This window comes from Pseudomonas sp. BP8 (assembly GCF_017875955.1).
Lineage (GTDB): Bacteria > Pseudomonadota > Gammaproteobacteria > Pseudomonadales > Pseudomonadaceae > Aquipseudomonas.
Window position 1 is genome coordinate 1,947,776 of the sequence record NZ_JAGINK010000001.1, and the last position, 17,731, is coordinate 1,965,506.

18 protein-coding genes are annotated in these 17,731 nt (G+C 61.6%); 8 read left to right on the plus strand and 10 right to left on the minus strand.

The window, feature by feature from the left end:
• Positions 1-1,069 precede the first annotated feature (1,069 nt).
• Both fdxA and mutS read right to left on the minus strand, forming a co-directional pair.
• Entirely contained in the window at positions 1,070-1,393 is a 324-nt protein-coding gene (gene fdxA, locus J3B00_RS08495; RefSeq protein ID WP_209866654.1) for a ferredoxin FdxA, read from the minus strand.
• A 141-nt stretch (positions 1,394-1,534) separates the two neighbouring features.
• Complete coding sequence (gene mutS / locus J3B00_RS08500) at positions 1,535-4,105, minus strand: DNA mismatch repair protein MutS (RefSeq protein WP_209866656.1); 2,571 nt, start codon at positions 4,103-4,105, stop codon at positions 1,535-1,537.
• Between the two features lie 201 nt (positions 4,106-4,306).
• On the opposite strand from mutS, the gene J3B00_RS08505 reads away from it, so the two are divergent.
• From J3B00_RS08505 to recX, 3 genes are all read left to right on the plus strand, one after another.
• A complete protein-coding gene (locus J3B00_RS08505; protein WP_209866657.1) occupies positions 4,307-4,789 on the plus strand; it encodes a nicotinamide-nucleotide amidohydrolase family protein in 483 nt (160 codons plus the stop codon).
• Between the two features lie 103 nt (positions 4,790-4,892).
• On the plus strand, positions 4,893-5,960 hold the full coding sequence (recA, locus tag J3B00_RS08510; protein WP_209866659.1) for a recombinase RecA: 1,068 nt from the start codon (positions 4,893-4,895) through the stop codon (positions 5,958-5,960).
• Positions 5,961-5,968: 8 nt separating this feature from the next.
• The gene (gene recX / locus J3B00_RS08515; RefSeq protein ID WP_209866661.1) at positions 5,969-6,439 is read left to right on the plus strand and encodes a recombination regulator RecX; all 471 of its coding nucleotides are present in this window, start codon (positions 5,969-5,971) and stop codon (positions 6,437-6,439) included.
• Here recX and J3B00_RS08520 read toward each other — a convergent pair.
• Positions 6,436-7,554, minus strand: a complete 1,119-nt coding sequence (locus J3B00_RS08520; RefSeq protein ID WP_209866663.1) for an LOG family protein — start codon at positions 7,552-7,554, stop codon at positions 6,436-6,438. The two genes, recX and J3B00_RS08520, sit on opposite strands and share 4 nt — an antisense overlap.
• A 212-nt stretch (positions 7,555-7,766) precedes the next feature.
• Here J3B00_RS08520 and J3B00_RS08525 point away from each other — a divergent pair, with 212 nt between their 5' ends.
• Complete coding sequence (locus tag J3B00_RS08525; protein WP_209866665.1) at positions 7,767-7,958, plus strand: hypothetical protein; 192 nt, start codon at positions 7,767-7,769, stop codon at positions 7,956-7,958.
• Between the two features lie 18 nt (positions 7,959-7,976).
• Here J3B00_RS08525 and J3B00_RS08530 read toward each other — a convergent pair whose 3' ends face one another.
• A complete protein-coding gene (locus J3B00_RS08530) occupies positions 7,977-8,399 on the minus strand; it encodes a quorum-sensing-regulated virulence factor family protein (RefSeq protein ID WP_209866667.1) in 423 nt (140 codons plus the stop codon).
• A 195-nt stretch (positions 8,400-8,594) separates the two neighbouring features.
• Here J3B00_RS08530 and J3B00_RS08535 point away from each other — a divergent pair, with 195 nt between their 5' ends.
• The 3 genes from J3B00_RS08535 (at position 8,595) to J3B00_RS08545 (ending at position 10,633) form a co-directional block, all read left to right on the plus strand.
• A complete protein-coding gene (locus tag J3B00_RS08535) occupies positions 8,595-9,305 on the plus strand; it encodes a tRNA-uridine aminocarboxypropyltransferase (RefSeq protein WP_209866669.1) in 711 nt (236 codons plus the stop codon).
• Between the two features lie 243 nt (positions 9,306-9,548).
• The gene (erdR, locus tag J3B00_RS08540; protein WP_209866672.1) at positions 9,549-10,199 is read left to right on the plus strand and encodes a response regulator transcription factor ErdR; all 651 of its coding nucleotides are present in this window, start codon (positions 9,549-9,551) and stop codon (positions 10,197-10,199) included.
• A gap of 62 nt (positions 10,200-10,261) precedes the next feature.
• Entirely contained in the window at positions 10,262-10,633 is a 372-nt protein-coding gene (locus tag J3B00_RS08545; protein WP_209866674.1) for a diacylglycerol kinase, read from the plus strand.
• Here J3B00_RS08545 and finR read toward each other — a convergent pair.
• Entirely contained in the window at positions 10,630-11,556 is a 927-nt protein-coding gene (finR, locus tag J3B00_RS08550) for a LysR family transcriptional regulator FinR (RefSeq protein WP_209866676.1), read from the minus strand. The two genes, J3B00_RS08545 and finR, sit on opposite strands and share 4 nt — an antisense overlap.
• Positions 11,557-11,677: 121 nt before the next feature.
• On the opposite strand from finR, the gene fpr reads away from it, so the two are divergent.
• The gene (gene fpr / locus J3B00_RS08555) at positions 11,678-12,457 is read left to right on the plus strand and encodes a ferredoxin-NADP reductase (RefSeq protein WP_209866678.1); all 780 of its coding nucleotides are present in this window, start codon (positions 11,678-11,680) and stop codon (positions 12,455-12,457) included.
• Between the two features lie 69 nt (positions 12,458-12,526).
• On the opposite strand, the gene tsaA is transcribed toward fpr, so the two are convergent.
• The 5 genes from tsaA to rimO form a co-directional block, all read right to left on the minus strand.
• Positions 12,527-13,222, minus strand: a complete 696-nt coding sequence (gene tsaA / locus J3B00_RS08560) for a tRNA (N6-threonylcarbamoyladenosine(37)-N6)-methyltransferase TrmO (RefSeq protein WP_209866681.1) — start codon at positions 13,220-13,222, stop codon at positions 12,527-12,529.
• Between the two features lie 6 nt (positions 13,223-13,228).
• Complete coding sequence (locus J3B00_RS08565) at positions 13,229-13,690, minus strand: DUF1456 family protein (protein WP_209866684.1); 462 nt, start codon at positions 13,688-13,690, stop codon at positions 13,229-13,231.
• Between the two features lie 48 nt (positions 13,691-13,738).
• A complete protein-coding gene (locus tag J3B00_RS08570; protein ID WP_209866686.1) occupies positions 13,739-14,449 on the minus strand; it encodes an rRNA pseudouridine synthase in 711 nt (236 codons plus the stop codon).
• A gap of 91 nt (positions 14,450-14,540) precedes the next feature.
• Positions 14,541-15,011 (minus strand): GNAT family N-acetyltransferase, encoded by a 471-nt coding sequence (locus J3B00_RS08575; protein WP_209866688.1) that lies wholly within the window; start codon positions 15,009-15,011, stop codon positions 14,541-14,543.
• Between the two features lie 1,250 nt (positions 15,012-16,261).
• Entirely contained in the window at positions 16,262-17,599 is a 1,338-nt protein-coding gene (gene rimO, locus J3B00_RS08580; RefSeq protein WP_209866690.1) for a 30S ribosomal protein S12 methylthiotransferase RimO, read from the minus strand.
• Positions 17,600-17,731 lie beyond the last annotated feature (132 nt).

The window sequence follows — 17,731 nt, forward strand, 5'->3', positions numbered from 1 at the left end:
GCCCCTCCTGGGCCTCAGCGCTTTCCGGCCATCCATGGCCTCCACCTCCCTACGCAAGACCTCCACTCGGCCTCCTGAAGTCGCTGGTAGATCAAGAGCCAGATCAAGATCAACCGCCAGGGCAACGGCTGGCGAATCGCTGCGCTCTCGCTTTGTTTGTTTACGAGCGGATTTGTGGGGTGGCTGGGCAGGGCTGCGCCCTGCGATTTGCATTGGCAGTACCGGCCTCTTCGCGGGACAAGCCCGCTTGTACAGGGTTGGCGCAGATCTCGGATTCGGCGTAATCCCTGTAGGAGCGGGCTTGCCCCGCGAAGAGGCCCGAATATCCACCACACCTGCCACTATCGAAGACAACGCCAGCCCAGACGCCGCCCGTAACTTCGCGACGTCAGGAGGCCGAGCGCAGATCAAGATCAACAGCCGCTGCAACTGCAGGCGAATCGCTGCGCTCTCGCTTTTTTCGTTTACCAGCGGATTTGTGGGGTGGCTGGGCAGGGCTGCGCCCTGCGATTTGCATTGGCAGTACCGGCCTCTTCGCGGGACAAGCCCGCTCCTACAGGGTTTGCGCAGATTTCGGATTCGGCGCTGTACCTGTAAGCGGGATTGTCCCGCGAAGAGGCCCGAATATCCACCCCACCTGCCACTATCGAAGACAACGCCAGCCCAGACGCCGCCCGTAACTTTGCGACTTCAGGAGGCCGAGTGGAGGTCTTGCGCAGGGAGGTGGAGGCCATGGATGGCCGGAAAGCGCTGAGGCCCAGGATGGGCCGTACAGCGCGGTCCTCCCGGAGCAAGACCGGAGCGAGGGGACCCGTAGAGCAGCGAAGGGCCGGATGCAGGAGCAAGCGGTTTTTGGTTACTTTTTTCCAAGAAAAAAAGTGACCCGCCGTAAGGGCGGAAGGGGCCAGTGGCGCCACCACATCAAATGGATAAGCCCACAATTCCTAAGCCAGCCAGCCAGCCAGCCAGCCAAGCCAAGCCAACAGATAATCCCCCCAACAATCCCTGGATAACCCAAAAAAAAGCGGCCCGAAGGCCGCCTTTTTTCGAACTGAAACAACTGAACCAATCAGCGCTCCAGATCGGCAATCTTACCGGTCTTGCCATCCCACTCCGCCGCATCAGGCAAAGCGTCTTTCCTCTCGGTAATATTCGGCCAGATCTCCGCCAACTCAGCGTTGAGCTCAATGAAGTTGTCCATGCCAGCAGGCACTTCATCTTCTGAGAAAATGGCTTGGGCAGGGCATTCAGGCTCGCACAGGGCGCAATCAATGCACTCGTCCGGGTGAATGACCAGGAAGTTCGGGCCTTCATAGAAGCAGTCCACCGGACAGACTTCCACGCAGTCGGTGTACTTGCACTTGATGCAGTTGTCGGTGACGACGAAGGTCATTTCTAATTTTCTCCTCAGGCAACGGCAGCGTGCCCTTCCTTGCAGGGCAGCGCGGTTCACAGGTGTGTGGCTGCAGGCCAGGCTAATAACCTGCAGCACCAGCAAACCGCGCGGGATTCTACCAGCTTGCGCAGGCGGCCGTTATAACAGGTTCTTCAGTTGATATAGCATTTCGATAGCTTGGCGTGGCGTCATGTCATCCAGGTCGAGCTTGCCCAGCTTGTCGATGGCCGGATGCGGCAGGCTGGCGAACAGATCGCTCTGGTGCGGCGCTTGTGGCTCGCCCTTGGCTTTTGCCACGGGTGCCTCGTGCGGCAGGCTGGCGGTCTCCAGGCGACCCAGGTGCTCGCGGGCACGCTGGATCACCGCCCCCGGCACGCCGGCAAGCTGAGCTACGGCCAAGCCGTAACTCTGGCTCGCCGGGCCGGGCAGGACGTGGTGAAGGAAGACGATGCGCTCGTTGTGCTCGGTGGCATTAAGGTGCACGTTAGCCACCAGCGGCTCACTCTCCGGCAGCACAGTCAGCTCGAAGTAGTGTGTAGCGAACAGGGTATAGGCGCGCAGTTGGGCCAAGCGCTCGGCGGCTGCCCAGGCTAACGACAGGCCGTCGAAGGTGCTGGTGCCGCGGCCGACTTCATCCATCAGGACCAGGCTGCGCTCGGTTGCGTTGTGCAGGATGTTGGCGGTTTCGCTCATCTCGACCATGAAGGTGGAGCGCCCGCCGGCCAGGTCATCACTTGAACCGATTCGGGTAAAGATACGGTCGACCAGCGACAGCTCACAACGCGTCGCCGGAACGAAGCTACCGATGTGCGCCATGAGCACGATCAGCGCAGTCTGGCGCATGTAGGTCGACTTACCGCCCATGTTCGGGCCGGTGATGATCAACATGCGCGTGCTGTTGTCCAGGCCCAGGTCGTTGGCAACGAACGGCGTGGTCAGAACCTGCTCGACCACCGGATGGCGACCCTGCTCGATACGCAGGCAAGGCTCGTCGACAAAGCTTGGGCAGTTCAGGTCCAGACTCAGTGCGCGCTCGGCCAGGTTGCTCAGCACATCCAGCTCGGCCAGGGCCGCGGCGCTGTCCTGTAGTGGAGCGAGATGACTGATCAGGTTTTCCAGCAGCGCGTCATAGAGCATCTTCTCGCGCGCCAGCGCGCGGCTCTTGGCCGACAGCGCCTTGTCTTCAAAGGCTTTCAGCTCAGGCGTGATGAAGCGCTCGGCGCCCTTGAGAGTCTGGCGCCGGATGTAGTCACCGGGAGCCTGTTCGGCCTGCTTGCTCGGCAGTTCGATAAAGTAGCCGTGAACCCGGTTGTAGCCAACCTTGAGGTTGGCCAGGCCGGTACGGGCCTTCTCGCGGGCTTCCAGATCGATCAGGAATTGCCCGGCGTTCTCGCTCATCGCCAGCAGTTCGTCGAGCTCGCTGTCGTAGCCGACCTTGAGCACACCACCGTCGCGGATGACCGCGGGCGGGGTGTCGATGATGGCCCGCTCCAGCAGGCTGGCAAGCTCCGGGTAGGTCCCGGTAATGGCCGCCAGGCGCGCCAGGTGCGGCGCCTCCAGTTCGGCCATGGCGTTCTGCAGCTCGGGCAGCGCGCCGAGGGCATCGCGCAGGCGCGCAAGGTCGCGTGGGCGGGCGTTGCGCAAGCCGATCCGGGCGAGGATACGCTCCAGGTCACCGATCTCTTTGAGTTGCGGCTGCAGTTTTTCGTACCGGTAGCCATCCAGCAGGCAGCGGATCGAGTCCTGACGTGCCTGCAACACCTTGAGGTCGCGCAGCGGGCGGTTCAGCCAACGGCTCAGCAAGCGGCTGGCCATGGCGGTCTGGCAACGGTCGATGACCGACTGCAGGGTATTGTCGCGGCCGCCGGCGAGGTTGACGTCCAGCTCCAGGTTGCGGCGGCTGGCACCGTCGAGGATGACCGTGTCGTCCATCCGCTCGTGGCGCAGGCTGCGCAGGTGGGGCAGGGTGGTGCGCTGGGTTTCCTTGGCGTAGGTCAGCAGACAGCCTGCCGCGCCGATCGCCAGGGTCAGCTTGTCGCAGCCAAAGCCCTTGAGGTCTTTGGTCGCGAACTGCTGGCACAGGCTCTTGCGCGCCGAGTCTCGGTCGAAGTCCCATGGCGCCCGGCGGCGGCAGCCCGGGCGCTTTTCCGCCGGCAAATCGCGTGGCCAGTCATCAGGGATCAGCAGCTCGACCGGGTTGATCCGCTCAAGCTCGGCCAGCAGGTTCTCCCAGCCCTTGATCTCCTGCACGGAGAAGTTGCCGCTGGTGATATCCAGCACCGCCAGGCCGAACAGGCGCTCGTCACCGAGCAGGGCCGCGATCAGGTTGTCGCGACGCTCATCGAGCAGCGCCTCGTCGCTCACCGTGCCTGGGGTGATGATGCGCACCACCTGGCGCTCCACCGGGCCTTTGCTGGTGGCCGGATCACCGATCTGTTCGCAGATCACCACCGACTCGCCAAGCTTTACCAGCTTGGCCAGGTAGCCCTCCGCCGAATGGAAAGGAATCCCGCACATGGGGATCGACTGGCCGGCCGACTGGCCGCGCGCGGTCAGGGTGATATCCAGCAGTTTGGCGGCTTTCTTCGCGTCTTCGTAGAAGATCTCGTAGAAATCGCCCATGCGATAGAACATCAACTGGTCCGGGTGCTGGTTCTTCAGCTTCCAGTACTGTTGCATCATTGGAGTGTGCGCGGAGAGGTCAGACATTCGGGGCCTTACAGCGGTGATTCGGTGGGCGATTTTGAAACCGGCAATGGTACAGGCTTTTTCCCGCTGCTGCAGAGAGGATGGGCTGCAGTCGACGCCGAGCATTCCCAGCCAGTCCTTATTGGCATGTTCAGGTCAGCCAAGCCTTGCCCAGGCGAGCCAGGGTGATAGGGTAGTGCGGACTTGAGCAAGGAGCCGGCCATGGACCCGATCACCGTTCTTTCCGCCCGACTGGGCGAGCATCTGCTGCGTTTCAATGCCCAGGTGAGTACTGCTGAATCCTGCACGGGCGGCGGCATCGCCGAAGCGATTACCCGTGTTGCCGGCAGTTCTGCCTGGTTCGAGGCCGGCTTCGTGACCTATTCCAATCGGCAAAAGACGCGCCAATTGGGCGTGCCGGACGCGTTCTTCGAGCAGGTGGGAGCGGTCAGTCAGGCGGTGGTCGAGGCCATGGTCAAGGGTGCCCAGGCAGCAAGCGGCGCGCGCTTTGCGGTGGCTGTCAGCGGCGTTGCCGGACCTGGCGGCGGCTCGCCGGCCAAACCGGTCGGCACGGTATGGCTGGCCTGGGCCGATGGTGACCACCTCTATAGCGAGCGTCGGCAGTTCGAGGGTGACCGCGAAGCGGTACGCCGACAAACGGTGATCGCCGCGTTAGACGGCTTGTTACAGCTTGGTGCCGAGTAAATCACCAACGGGGGTTTGCTCAGGCGCCTCGCTGTGGAATAATACTGGCTACTTATACAGTTATTCCGGCCATTCAGGGCCAGTCGAACACGTGAGGATTTCAATGGACGACAACAAGAAGCGCGCCTTGGCTGCGGCCCTGGGTCAGATCGAACGCCAATTCGGCAAAGGCGCGGTCATGCGCATGGGCGACCACGAGCGTACCGGTATTCCGGCCATCTCCACTGGCTCGCTCGGCCTGGACATCGCTCTGGGCATTGGCGGCCTGCCAAAAGGCCGTATCGTCGAGATCTACGGTCCGGAATCGTCGGGTAAGACCACGCTGACCCTGTCGGTAATCGCCGAAGCCCAGAAAAGCGGCGCCACCTGCGCCTTCGTCGACGCCGAGCATGCTCTTGATCCAGAGTATGCCGGCAAGCTGGGCGTCAACGTCGATGAACTGCTGGTGTCCCAGCCGGATACCGGTGAGCAGGCGCTGGAAATCACCGACATGCTGGTGCGCTCCAACGCGGTCGACGTGATCATCGTCGACTCCGTGGCCGCACTGGTGCCCAAAGCCGAGATCGAAGGCGAAATGGGCGACATGCACGTAGGTTTGCAGGCGCGTCTGATGTCGCAGGCGCTGCGTAAGATCACCGGTAACATCAAGAACGCCAACTGCCTGGTCATCTTCATCAACCAGATCCGGATGAAGATCGGCGTGATGTTCGGCAGCCCGGAAACCACCACCGGTGGTAACGCGCTGAAGTTCTACGCCTCGGTTCGCCTGGACATCCGCCGTACCGGCGCAGTCAAGGAAGGCGACGAAGTGGTGGGCAGCGAAACCCGCGTGAAGGTCGTCAAGAACAAGGTTTCGCCACCGTTCCGCCAAGCCGAGTTCCAGATCCTCTATGGCAAGGGCATCTACCGCAACGGCGAGATCATCGACCTGGGCGTTTCCCAAGGCCTGGTGGAGAAATCCGGTGCCTGGTACAGCTACCAAGGCAACAAGATCGGCCAGGGCAAGGCTAACGCTGCCAAGTACCTGCAAGAGAACCAGGCCATTGGTGCAGATCTGGAAAAACAGATCCGCGACAAGCTGCTTAACGTCGGCGCTGCAGCCGCCGCTGGCAAAGCTGCCGCGGCTGATGCCGGTGCAGGTGACCTGGCTGACGCCGAAGCCGGTTATTGATTGGCCCCATGTCCGCCGTACTCGACACCCCCGTCGCCGTCAGGCGGACAGCCATGGACCTGCTCGCCCGCCGCGAGCATGGTCGCGTGGAGCTGACGCGCAAACTGCGCCAGCGCGGTGCTACGGATGAACTGATCGAGCCAGCCCTCGATCGGCTCGCCGAAGAAGGGCTGCTCAGTGAAGCCCGCTACCTCGAGAGTTTCATCAATTACCGCTCCAACGCAGGCTATGGCCCCGCACGTATTCGTGAGGAGCTCGGTCAGCGTGGCTTGGACCGTGCTGATGTTGAACAGGCGCTGCGCGAAAGTGGCGTGGACTGGGCGACCCGGTTACAGGAGGTCTGGCAGCGTAAGTTTGCCGGGCAGCGTCCGATTGATCCGCGCAGTCGCGCCCAGCAGACCCGCTTTCTTGCCTACCGTGGGTTTCCCATGGACATGATCGGCCGCCTGTTGAGCGGCCGAGACCTGGACGACTACTAACTGACCTTGAGGGCTTCCCGCGCCCGTTGGGTCGTGTGCATCGGTTGGGGTTTGGCCCAGTTTTCCGGCAAGTTGATGAAGTCCACCAATTCCCGTAGACGACCCTGGCCGCGGCCGTTGAAAGCGAATGTAAGCCGGGTCAGGTGACTGTAATTTCCCACTTCATGTTCGACACCGGTGTCCGCCTGCTGGTGGTATTTGCCGCTCAAGCGCAGATCGGCAAACCCCTCCTGAATGTCGAATAGCGCTGCATCACTGAGCGGATGATGCATGCGGATCACGAACTGATTCTTCAGCCAGCGGCTCGAGTGGTAGTTGCTATAAAACTGGTTGATTTCTTCCACTGCCTCGTCGGCACTGTGCACCAGGCGCACCAGCTTAAGGTCGGTAGGCAAGATGTAGCGATTTTCTTCCAACTGACGACTGAGGAAGTCGAGGCAATCACGCCAGAAGGTTCCGCCAGGCGAGTCCAGCAATACCACCGGCACCAATGGGCTTTTGCCGGTCTGGATCAAGGTCAGCACTTCCAATGCTTCGTCGAGCGTGCCGAAGCCACCAGGGCATAGCACCAAGCCGTCAGCCTCCTTGACGAAGAACAGCTTGCGGATGAAGAAGAAATGGAATGGCAGCAGTTTGTCGGTGCCATCCACCGTAGGGTTCGCGTGCTGTTCGAAGGGCAGGGTGATGTTGAAGCCGAGGCTGTGCTCGGCACCGGCGCCTTCGTGAGCTGCGGCCATGATGCCTCCGCCCGCACCTGTGATCACCATCAAGTCCGAGCGTGCCAGGGTCGCACCCAGCTCTCTGGCCAGGGCGTACATGGGATGTTCCAGTGGGGTACGGGCAGAGCCGAACACGGTGACCTTGCGGCGACCGCGGTAGCGTTCGAGCATGCGGAAGGAGTGGTCCAGCTCGCGCAGCGCCTGCAGGGTGATCTTGGCGTTCCAGCGGTTGCCGTCGTCATGGGCCATGCGCAGTATGGTCAGCATCATGTCGCGGTAGAGGGGCAGGTTGACGCTGTTCGGCGCCACCTGTTGCAGCTGTTCGTCGATCTTGCTCAGATCGATCTGGTTGTCCCTGAAGTGCTTGAGCAGATGCTCATTGGCTTGATAAGGCATTCAACGTCTCCTTCTGCAGCAAAACCTCTGACCGGGCCGATGGCAACTCCCGGCCAGCGCGCCGAAAAACCGCAGGTGTTGGTTATCAATCTAGACCCTGACGCCTGATCTTGCCGGGTGCAGTGCAGCAAAGGCCGCTGGTCGGATGGCTCACCATGGTCGCGCGGCTTTGGTTAACTGGGGGCAGAGGGCTCGAGGCAGGAGGTGGCTACATGCGTCGATTGGTCATCGAGGTAGACCAGCACCTGTTCAGGCTGCTGGAGAATGCGGCGCGGGCTCATCACCTGAGTATCGAAGCGGAGTGTCGGCGAAGGTTGGGTGGCGCCGAGGTGCACTCTCGCTACCTGCAGGCGCTGCTGGCAGAGTTGCGCGCCGATGAGGATCAGCGGCGCGTCAACAAATAAGTGATCAGCGTGGCTGAATCACTTTTTCTTCTTGTTGCCGTCAACACAGCTGGCGGCATCAAAAGCCTGATCCATGACCGGGCTGTTGCTCTTGTAGACCGTGAAGCGATAGACCAGCACGGCGCCCTTGGAAAGCAATTGGCGGTAGCCGTTGTTGCGGCAGACGCTGTCACCCAGCTGGCTGCGAACCTGCTGCGGGTTGGACTGCATGCGCGCGGCGTGCTCCTGGCGCACGCTCAAGTGATTGACCAGCGCCTTGCCTTCAACGGTGTAGCCCTGATCGAGGATGTCCTCGTTGATCGCTCGCGGGGTGCCGACGCTGCTTTCCTTGGCGACCTTCTGCAGCATCTGGTTCAGCTCGTAGTCCTGCTTGGAAGCCGCCTGGGCCGCCAGCGGCAGAGTGAGCAGCAGGCTCAGGGTCGGGATGATAAGACGCAGCATGAATCTCTCCTGGTTCGATGACTGGCGGTTTGACCTTCGCCCACGGTCGGCGTTCCATGAGCGCCGTGTCATCGATTATAAAGCCCGTAGCGGCCCGGCTGCACGGCAAATGACGGCCGCTCTGGTAGACTGTCGGCCGGTTTTTCGTCGAGTCATCGCAGTGCCTATTTCTTATCTGTCCAGCGGCTTGCCATCATGAGCCATGCGGTAGCGCGCCTGCGCGCCGAGCGCCTGGCGCGCAGCGTCAAGCCTTTCATTGCCCGCGGCTCGCGCGCCGTGCGCTGCCCGCAGTGCCGGGTGATTGCCAGCCATTGCCTGTGTGCATTGAAGCCCAAGGTCCCGGCCGAAGCGGGCGTTTGCCTGTTGATGCATGACACCGAGCCGCTGAAGCCGACCAACACGGGCTGGCTGATTGCCGACCTGGTCGAAGACACGTCAGCCTTCGGCTGGCAGCGTACCGCAGTCGACCCCAACCTGCTGGCGCTGCTGGAACAGCCACAGTGGCAGCCTTACATCGTCTTTCCCGGTGAGTTCGTCGCCCAGGAGCGAGTGGTCACCGAGGTCAGCCTGGCGCCCGGCAAGCGCCCATTGTTCATCCTGCTCGACGCGACCTGGACTGAAGCGCGCAAGATGTTTCGCAAGAGCCCCTATCTGGATCGCTTTCCGGTGCTGAGTCTGGAGGCCGAGCAGATGTCCCGCTATCGGCTGCGCCGCTCCAAGCGCGATGATCATTTCTGCACCGCCGAAGTGGCCGCCATGTGCCTGGACCTTGCCGGCGACCAGCGCGCCTCGCAAGCCCTGGATGCCTACCTGGATGTGTTCAGCCTGCATTACCTGAGTGCCAAGCGGCATTTGCCGCTGGATCTTCAGGACGAAGCCCACCAGCGTTTGCATACCTTCCTATAGTCCAAGGGGCAGGCTTGGCAGATTGGGTCATAATGAGCGGGCTGGCAGCCAGGGTGGGCGAGTACGGCGGGGCTTTTGGCTTGACCACCCTGACCGTGCTCGGCATCCTTGGCGCCGATTCGGGCGCGACCGGACTTCGCCGTGCCTTACCGGCCGGCGGCTCTGCCGTCCGCGCCTTGAGTTGCCTGCCCGGCGCCTTATCTACCCCTCATGCGCCTGGCACAGAACAGGATCTACAGATCGATGGCCACTTACGAAATCCTGATTGCCGATGACCACCCGCTGTTTCGCAGCGCCATGCGACAGGCCGTTACCCTCGGTCTTGGGCCGGATGTACGCCTGGTTGAAGTGGCGAGCATCGCCGAGCTGGAAACCCGCCTGACGGAAAAGTCTGACTGGGATCTGGTCCTGCTGGACCTGAACATGCCAGGCGCCTACGGCTTCTCCGGGCTGGTCCTGCTGCGCGGTCAGTACCCGCAGATTCCGGTGGTGATGGTCTCGGCCCAGGAAGAGGCGGCCGTGGTGGTCAAGTCGCGGGAGTTCGGTGCCAGCGGTTTCATCCCCAAGTCGAGCAATCTCGAAGAAATCCAGGACGCGGTGCAAAAGGTCCTCGATGGTGAGGTTTGGTGGCCGCCGCAGGCGTTCGAAAAGGTCGATGTCTCGGCCGAGGCCAAGGCCGCCAGCGAGGGTCTGGCCAGCCTCACGCCGCAACAGTTTCGCGTGCTGACCATGGTCTGCGAAGGCTTGCTGAACAAGCAGATCGCGTATGAACTGAGTGTTTCCGAGGCGACCATCAAAGCCCATGTGACGGCGATCTTCCGCAAGCTCGGGGTGCGAACCCGGACCCAGGCCGCGCTGCTTCTGCAACAACTTGAATCAGTTACCAGCAGCTAACCCCTGCTGCTTCACGCTTTTTTGACCCGCATTCCTCTAGCCTCCTGGCCTTTTATCGGTAAGTGACACCTATGTCGCCATTCAAGGGCCAGACCGGCCTCAAACGTATCTTCAACGCCGCCGGCTACTCGTTGGACGGCTTGCGCGCCGCTTTCAAGGGCGAGGCCGCTTTCCGGCAATTGGTGCTGCTCAATGTGGTGCTGGTGCCCACTGCGTTCTGGCTGCCGGTCAGTCGGGCGGAGCGGGCAATCATGATCGCCGTGTGCATGCTGGGCCTGATCGTCGAGCTGTTCAACTCGGCGGTCGAGGCGGCCATCGACCGGATTTCGCTGGAGCGTCATCCGCTGTCGAAAAACGCCAAGGACATGGGCAGCGCAGCTCAACTGGTGTCGCTGGTCATGGTTGCGCTGGTCTGGGGTGTGATCCTGCTCTAGGCGATCGGTGGCAAGACGATCTCGTCACTGCGGCTCACGCCTGCGGTGAAGTTGCGGCACAGTTCAAGGAATTCGCGCATGGCAGAGGTCTGGTACTTCTGTTTGTGCCAAATGAAGTAGAACTGGCGAGACAGGTCAAGTTCGGGGGTTTCCACCGGTACCAGGCTGCCCCGGCGGAAGGCGTCACGCAGAGCCAGGCGCGAGATGCAGCCGATGCCCAGGCCTGATTCAACGGCGCGCTTGATCGCCTCGGTGTGTTCCAGCTCCAGGCGGATATTGAGGTTGGCGCGCTTATGGCGCATTTCCTGGTCGAAGGTCAGGCGTGTGCCGGAGCCTTGTTCGCGCATGATCCACGCCTCCTGAGACAGCGTCTCGATGTCGGCTCGCCCGGTCTTGGCCAGGGGATGTTGCGGCGCGCAGAACACCACCAGTTCGTCCTCGACCCAGGGCTGTACTTCGAGGTCGGGATGGTTGCAGTCGCCTTCGATCAGACCCAGGTCAATTTCGTAATGGGCGACCTGTTGCACGATGTGCGCTGTGTTCTGCACATGGAGTTTGACCTGGCTTTCTGGGTGCACCTGCATGAAGCTGCCGATCAACAGCGTCGCCAGGTAGTTGCCAATGGTCAACGTGGCGCCGACCGAGAGCGAGCCGAATCCCGACTTGCCGTTAAGCAAATCCTCGATTTCCTTGGCCTGGTCGAGCAGGGCCACCGCCTGCGGCAGCAACTGGTGACCGAGGGCATTGAGGCTCAGTCGCTTGCCCGCGCGGTCGAACAATTGGCAGCTCGATTGCCGCTCCAATTCGGTGATCGAGGTGCTGGCGGCCGACTGCGACAACGCCAGCACGACGGCCGCTTTGGACACGCTTTGATACTGGGCCACGGCAACGAAGACTTGAAGCTGGCGTAGAGTGAATCGCATATCTATATAACCGATAAGACATATCTTGATAATCAATTTAACAGATAACGTCGCTACCCCTAAACTATCGCGCAACTGTGCGCTTGGTCCGCGCTGCGTCTTTCTTCAGGAGTCACCTTAGATGAGCAACATGAACCACGAACGTGTCCTCAGTGTTCACCACTGGAACGACACCCTGTTCAGCTTCAAGTGCACCCGTGATCCGGGCCTGCGCTTCGAGAACGGTCAGTTCGTGATGATCGGCCTGCAGCAGGAGACCGGTCGTCCGCTCATGCGCGCCTACTCCATCGCTTCGCCGAACTGGGAAGAGCATCTGGAATTCTTCAGCATCAAGGTGCCCGATGGCCCGCTGACCTCCCAGCTGCAGCACCTGAAGGAAGGCGATGAGATCATCATCAGCAAGAAGCCTACCGGTACCCTGGTGCTCGACGACCTGAACCCGGGCAAGCACCTCTACCTGCTGAGCACCGGCACTGGCCTGGCGCCGTTCATGAGCGTCATCCAGGATCCTGAAACCTACGAGCGTTTCGAGAAAGTGATCCTGGTTCACGGTGTGCGTTACGTGAACGAAGTGGCGTACAAGGAGTTCATCACTGAGCACCTGCCGCAGAACGAGTTCTTCGGCGAGGCGGTACGCGACAAGCTGATCTACTACCCAACGGTCACCCGCGAGCCATTCGAGAACCAGGGTCGCCTGACCGACCTGATGCGCAGTGGCAAATTGTTCAGCGACATCGGCCTGCCGCCGATCAACCCGCAGGACGACCGTGCCATGATCTGCGGTAGCCCGAGCATGCTCGACGAGACCAGCGAAGTGCTCAACAGCTTCGGCCTGAAAGTCTCTGCGCGTATGCGTGAGCCGGGTGATTACCTGATCGAGCGAGCGTTCGTCGAGAAGTAAGGCGATCGCCCCAAAAAAAACGCAGGCCTCGGCCTGCGTTTTTTTTTGCCTTACTGTCAGCGCGAAAACTCAGCTGTCGAGGGTCACTTCCAGAACCCGGATCTGGTCCAGCTGCGGGTAATGCCAGCGCACCTGCACATCCCAGAACTTCACCCCGTACACGCGTTCAACCGGTGGAACTTGATAGGCTGGTCGCGGATCCTGGGCAAGACACTGCTCGATCAGCGCTACCAATGGCTCTCCCAGGCGCAACGCATGCTCGCCAGCCTGGAGCAGGGCGCTGTCGTCCCAGCGCACGGCGATCGCCGCTGGGGCCTCGCTGGCCATCAGGTTGGAGGCTTCAGCGATGCTGTCGGCATACGGTACGTAAGGTTTGATGTCGAGGACCGGCGTGCCGTCGAGCAGGTCGATGCCCGACAGCAACAAGCGTCCCGGCTCGACCCCCTCCAGGCGCACCACCGACTGGCCGATGCCATTGGGCCGATGCGTGGCGCGGGTGGCGAATACGCCCATGCTCTTGTTGCCCCCCAGGCGCGGCGGTCGCACCTTGAGGCGGGGCTTGTCTTCCAGGGCCTGATGGAACAGGAACAGCAGCCACACATGGCTGACCTGTTCCAGGCCTGCCACGGCATCGCCCTGGTCAAACGGCGGCAGCAGCTCCAGTACGCCACGTGCCGCCGGCGCCAGCTGCGGCTGGCGCGGGATGGCGAACTTCTCTTTGAAGCAAGAGCGGACGATACCGACCGGCGAGACTGTGTGCTGCATGACCACTCAGCCGTGCACGCGCTGGGTCAGGCCTTTGAGGAAATTGCGCAGCAACTGGTCGCCGCAAGGGCGGTAGTTGTCATGACCGACCTTGCGGAACAAGGCGCTTAGCTCTGGCTTGGTCACCGGGAAGTCGACCGACTTGAGCACGCTGTGCATGTCGTCTTCCTTCAGCTCGAAGGCCACGCGCAGTTTCTTCAGCACGGCGTTGTTGGTCACCGGTACCTCGATCGGCTGCGGCGGACGGCTCTCGTCGCGACCACGGCGGTGGATCACCAGGCCGTCGAGGAAGTGTGCCATGACTTCATCCGGGCAACGAACGTAGCCGGCTTCTTCTTCTTTCTTCATGTAGGTGGCGACTGCTTCGGTGGACACCGCAAGGCCCGACAACCCGATGATCTTGACGATCTCGGCATCGTTGACTTTGAGCATGTAGCGCATGCTGCGCAGGACGTCATTGTGGTTCATTGCTGCAAATCCTGTTCAAAGCCGCGCCGAGTGGCGCGGGGGTGTTGCTTAGAAACGTTCGGTAGCGGCCACGTAGCGCCATTGGCCGAGGGGCGTCTTGCCCATCGATACACCGCCGACACGGATACGACGCATGCTGACGATCTCCAGGCGCAGGCTGGCGCAGAGTTCGCTGATCTGGCCGGGCAGGGGGTTCTTCAGGGCCAGGCGCAGGTGGGTTTCGTTCTGCCAGCTGGCTTTGGCCTTGGGCAGTTCGCGGTCATTGCGGGTGACCCCGCGGGCCAGGCGCTCAAGGGCCTGGGGGGTGGTTTCACCGCGCACTTCGATGATGTATTCCTGCTCCAGCTTGCGCATGTCGCGCTCGATCTTGCCGCTCACCCGCCAGTCTTGGGTAAACAGCTGCAAGCCGCTGGCGCCACGCTCCAGCGGTGCCACGCAGGACAACCGGATGAAGTGCCCGTGCAGGGGGCGCACGCCTTCGCGATGGAGCTCGCTGAGGTTATCCATGCCGATGCTGGCGCGGGCCGTCTCGGCGTCGATGCCGGCCGGCTGGTTGAGCAGCAGGGTGACCGGCTCCAGCGCTTCGGCGCTGGCACCCGGGAGCAGGGCGACCTGCTGGCCTTCAACCTTGAACTGGGGCTGTTCGACGACCACGCCGTCTACCGTCACCCAGCCGCCTTCGATGTATTGCTCGGCTTCGCGGCGGGAGCAGCCGAGTTGCTCGATGAGGCGTTTGGAAAGGCGTACGGGTTCAGACATGGAGACGATTCGCTAAAGGCAGGGGAAGACCTGCCATTGTACCTGCCCGAACGGGCTTGGGGCTGGGAATCTGTGCCATTTGCGCCGTTTCCTAGCCGCAGTCGCGCAGCGTCGGGGCTTTCAGGCGCAGGTGCAGCAGCGGATAGGGTTGGCCAAGGCCATCGGTCGGCGAGTGCCCGATGATCTCGAAGCCCTCGTGCAGGTAAAAGCCCAGCGCCTGTGGATTTTGCTCGTTGACGTCCAGGCGTTGGGCGTTGAGTTCATCGATGGCGTAATGCAGCAGTCGTTTGCCCACCCCTTTGCCGCGATGCTCGGGGGCGACGAAGAGCATGTCGAGTCGGCCACTGGCGACGCCGGCAAAGCCGAGGATGCGCTGGCGGCTGTCCTTGCAGCAGATCAGCATCACGGCGTCGAGGTATTTGCACAGGACGTGTTCGCGCAGCAGCACGATGTAGGCGTCGGGAAGAAAGTCATGGGTGGCGCGCACCGAGGCTTCCCAGACTCGGACCAGTTCCGGGTAGTCGCTCAGGTGTGGGGTTTGCACTGTCATTGCCGATCGCATTCCGGAAATCCTCCATGGTCGTTGAGGAAAACATAGATGCAAAAAAGTGGTTCTTCGCGGATTGTCGGGGGCTAGGGGGTGGTTGTGGGTGTGAGGCTTGTAGATTGGGGGCTTATCCATTTGATGTGGTGGAGCTGCTGGCCCCTTCCGCCCTTACCGCGGGTCACTTTTTTTCTTGGAAAAAAGTAACCAAAAACCGCTTGCTCCTGCATCCGGCCCTGCGCTGCGCTCCGGGTTCCCTCGCTCCGGTCTTGCTCCGGGAGGACCGCGCTGTACGGCCCCTCCTGGGCCTCAGCGCTTTCCGGCCATCCATGGCCTCCACCCCCCTGCGCAAGACCTCCACTCGGCCTCCTGAAGTCGCTGGTAGATCAAGAGCAAGATCAAGATCAACAGCCAGGGCAACGGCAGGCGGATCGCTGCGCTCTCGCTTTGTTTGTTTACGAGCGGAATTGTGGCGTGGCTGGGCAGGGCTGCGCCCTGCGATTTGCATTGGCAATACCGGCCTCTTCGCGGGACAAGCCCGCTACAGGAATTGCATACCTGCCTGGCTCTACACCAATCAGGGCAACGGCAGGCGAATCGCTGCGCTCTCGCTTTGTTTATCTACCAGCGGATTTGTGGGGTGGCTGGCAGGGCTGCGCCCTGCGATTTGCGTTGCCAGTACCGGCCTCTTCGCGGGACAAGTCGGATCGCCGCACCGCCGCCCCTACAGGTATTGCGCAAATTTTGAATTCGGCGCAAATCCTGTAGGAGCGGGCTTGTCCCGCGAAGAGGCCCGAATATCCACCACCGCAGCCACTGTCGAAGACAACGCCAGCCCAGACGCCGCCCGTAACTTCGCGACGTCAGGAGGCCGAGTGGAGGTCTTGTGCAGGGAGGTGGAGGCCATGGATGGCCGGAAAGCGCTGAGGCCCAGGATGGGCCGTACAGCGCGGTCCTCCCGGAGCAAGACCGGAGCGAGGGAACCCGTAGCGAAGCGGAGGGCCGGATGCAGGAGCAGGCGGTTTTTGGTTACTTTTTTCCAAGAAAAAAAGTGACCCGCCGTAAGGGCGGAAGGGGCCATTACAGCCACTACATCAAATGGATAAGCCCACAATTCCCAAGCCAAGCCAAGCCAAGCCAAGCCAAGCCAAGCCAAGCCAACAGATCATCTCCCCCACCAATCCCTGAAGAACCAAAAAAATACCCCGCAAGTAGGCGGGGTATTTTAGTGGTCTGAGGCGCAACGCGCCCCATGCAATCTCAAGCCGTCAGACAGGCTCAGCCCACATGTCGTACTCGTCGGCATCCACCACCCGGCAGCGAACCTTGTCGCCCGGCTTGAAACCATGGTCGCCGTCGATGAACACGCTGCCATCGATCTCCGGTGCGTCGAAGAAGCTGCGCCCCACCGAACCTTGCTCCTCGACCTCGTCGATCAGTACCTCGATCTCGCGGCCGATACGCAGTTGCAGGCGCGCGGCGCTGATCGCTTGCTGATGAGCCATGAAGCGGTCCCAGCGGTCCTGCTTGATCTCATCCGGTACTTCATCCAGGCCCAGGTCGTTGGCCGGGGCGCCTTCGACCGGGGAGTACTGGAAGCAACCCACGCGGTCAAGCTGGGCTTCGCTCAGCCAGTCGAGCAGGTACTGGAAGTCTTCTTCGGTCTCGCCCGGGAAGCCGACGATGAAGGTCGAACGGATCACCAGTTGCGGGCACTGTTCGCGCCAGTTCTTGATGCGCGCCAGGGTGCGGTCTTCGAAGGCCGGGCGCTTCATCGACTTGAGCACTTTCGGGCTGGCATGCTGGAACGGGATGTCCAGGTACGGCAGGATCTTGCCAGCGGCCATCAACGGGATCACATCGTCGACGTTCGGGTACGGGTACACGTAGTGCAGGCGTACCCAGGCACCCAGGCTGCTCAGGGCTTCGCACAGCTCGAGCATGCGCGTCTTGACCGGGCGACCGTTCCAGAAGTCGGTCTTGTATTTGACGTCGACACCGTAGGCGCTGGTGTCCTGGGAGATCACCAGGATCTCCTTGACGCCGGCCTTGACCAGGCGCTCGGCCTCGCTCAGCACTTCACCCACCGGGCGGCTGACCAGCTTGCCGCGCATCGACGGGATGATGCAGAAGCTGCAGCTGTGGTTGCAGCCTTCGGAAATCTTCAGGTACGCATAGTGACGTGGGGTCAGCTTGACGCCTTGCGGCGGCACCAGGTCGATCAGCGGGTTGTGGTCTTTACGCGGCGGCACTACTTCATGCACGGCGTTGACCACTTGCTCGTACTGCTGCGGACCGGTGACCGACAACACGCTCGGGTGTACGTCACGGATGTTGCCTTCCTCGACACCCATGCAGCCGGTGACGATGACCTTGCCGTTTTCCTTGATCGCTTCACCGATCACTTCCAGCGACTCGGCCTTGGCGCTGTCGATGAACCCGCAGGTGTTGACCACCACGACGTCAGCGTCTTCATAGGTAGGCACGACTTCATAGCCTTCCATGCGCAGCTGGGTCAGGATGCGTTCGGAGTCGACCAGGGCTTTAGGGCACCCGAGCGAAACAAATCCTACCTTCGGCGGGGTAGAAGCGGGAGTGGTGGACATAGCTAACCTCGGTATTGAAAGCGGCTGCCCCTTGGATAACAAGGGCCAGGCTTGCGGGCGCTTTGGGCGCCTCTGATCAAAAAGTGCGCAATTCTAGCGAGCGCGCGGTCGCTTGACCAGCAGAAAAGCGAC

Excerpts from the sequence above, each read along its gene's own strand:
- fdxA (WP_209866654.1), bottom strand. The coding sequence starts at position 1,393 with ATGACCTTCGTCGTCACCGACAACTGCATCAAGTGCAAGTACACCGAC.
- mutS (WP_209866656.1), bottom strand. The coding sequence starts at position 4,105 with ATGTCTGACCTCTCCGCGCACACTCCAATGATGCAACAGTACTGGAAG.
- J3B00_RS08505 (WP_209866657.1), top strand. The coding sequence starts at position 4,307 with ATGGACCCGATCACCGTTCTTTCCGCCCGACTGGGCGAGCATCTGCTG.
- recA (WP_209866659.1), top strand. The coding sequence starts at position 4,893 with ATGGACGACAACAAGAAGCGCGCCTTGGCTGCGGCCCTGGGTCAGATC.
- recX (WP_209866661.1), top strand. The coding sequence starts at position 5,969 with ATGTCCGCCGTACTCGACACCCCCGTCGCCGTCAGGCGGACAGCCATG.
- J3B00_RS08520 (WP_209866663.1), bottom strand. The coding sequence starts at position 7,554 with ATGCCTTATCAAGCCAATGAGCATCTGCTCAAGCACTTCAGGGACAAC.
- J3B00_RS08525 (WP_209866665.1), top strand. The coding sequence starts at position 7,767 with ATGCGTCGATTGGTCATCGAGGTAGACCAGCACCTGTTCAGGCTGCTG.
- J3B00_RS08530 (WP_209866667.1), bottom strand. The coding sequence starts at position 8,399 with ATGCTGCGTCTTATCATCCCGACCCTGAGCCTGCTGCTCACTCTGCCG.
- J3B00_RS08535 (WP_209866669.1), top strand. The coding sequence starts at position 8,595 with ATGAGCCATGCGGTAGCGCGCCTGCGCGCCGAGCGCCTGGCGCGCAGC.
- erdR (WP_209866672.1), top strand. The coding sequence starts at position 9,549 with ATGGCCACTTACGAAATCCTGATTGCCGATGACCACCCGCTGTTTCGC.
- finR (WP_209866676.1), bottom strand. The coding sequence starts at position 11,556 with ATGCGATTCACTCTACGCCAGCTTCAAGTCTTCGTTGCCGTGGCCCAG.
- fpr (WP_209866678.1), top strand. The coding sequence starts at position 11,678 with ATGAGCAACATGAACCACGAACGTGTCCTCAGTGTTCACCACTGGAAC.
- tsaA (WP_209866681.1), bottom strand. The coding sequence starts at position 13,222 with ATGCAGCACACAGTCTCGCCGGTCGGTATCGTCCGCTCTTGCTTCAAA.
- J3B00_RS08565 (WP_209866684.1), bottom strand. The coding sequence starts at position 13,690 with ATGAACCACAATGACGTCCTGCGCAGCATGCGCTACATGCTCAAAGTC.
- J3B00_RS08570 (WP_209866686.1), bottom strand. The coding sequence starts at position 14,449 with ATGTCTGAACCCGTACGCCTTTCCAAACGCCTCATCGAGCAACTCGGC.
- J3B00_RS08575 (WP_209866688.1), bottom strand. The coding sequence starts at position 15,011 with ATGCGATCGGCAATGACAGTGCAAACCCCACACCTGAGCGACTACCCG.
- rimO (WP_209866690.1), bottom strand. The coding sequence starts at position 17,599 with ATGTCCACCACTCCCGCTTCTACCCCGCCGAAGGTAGGATTTGTTTCG.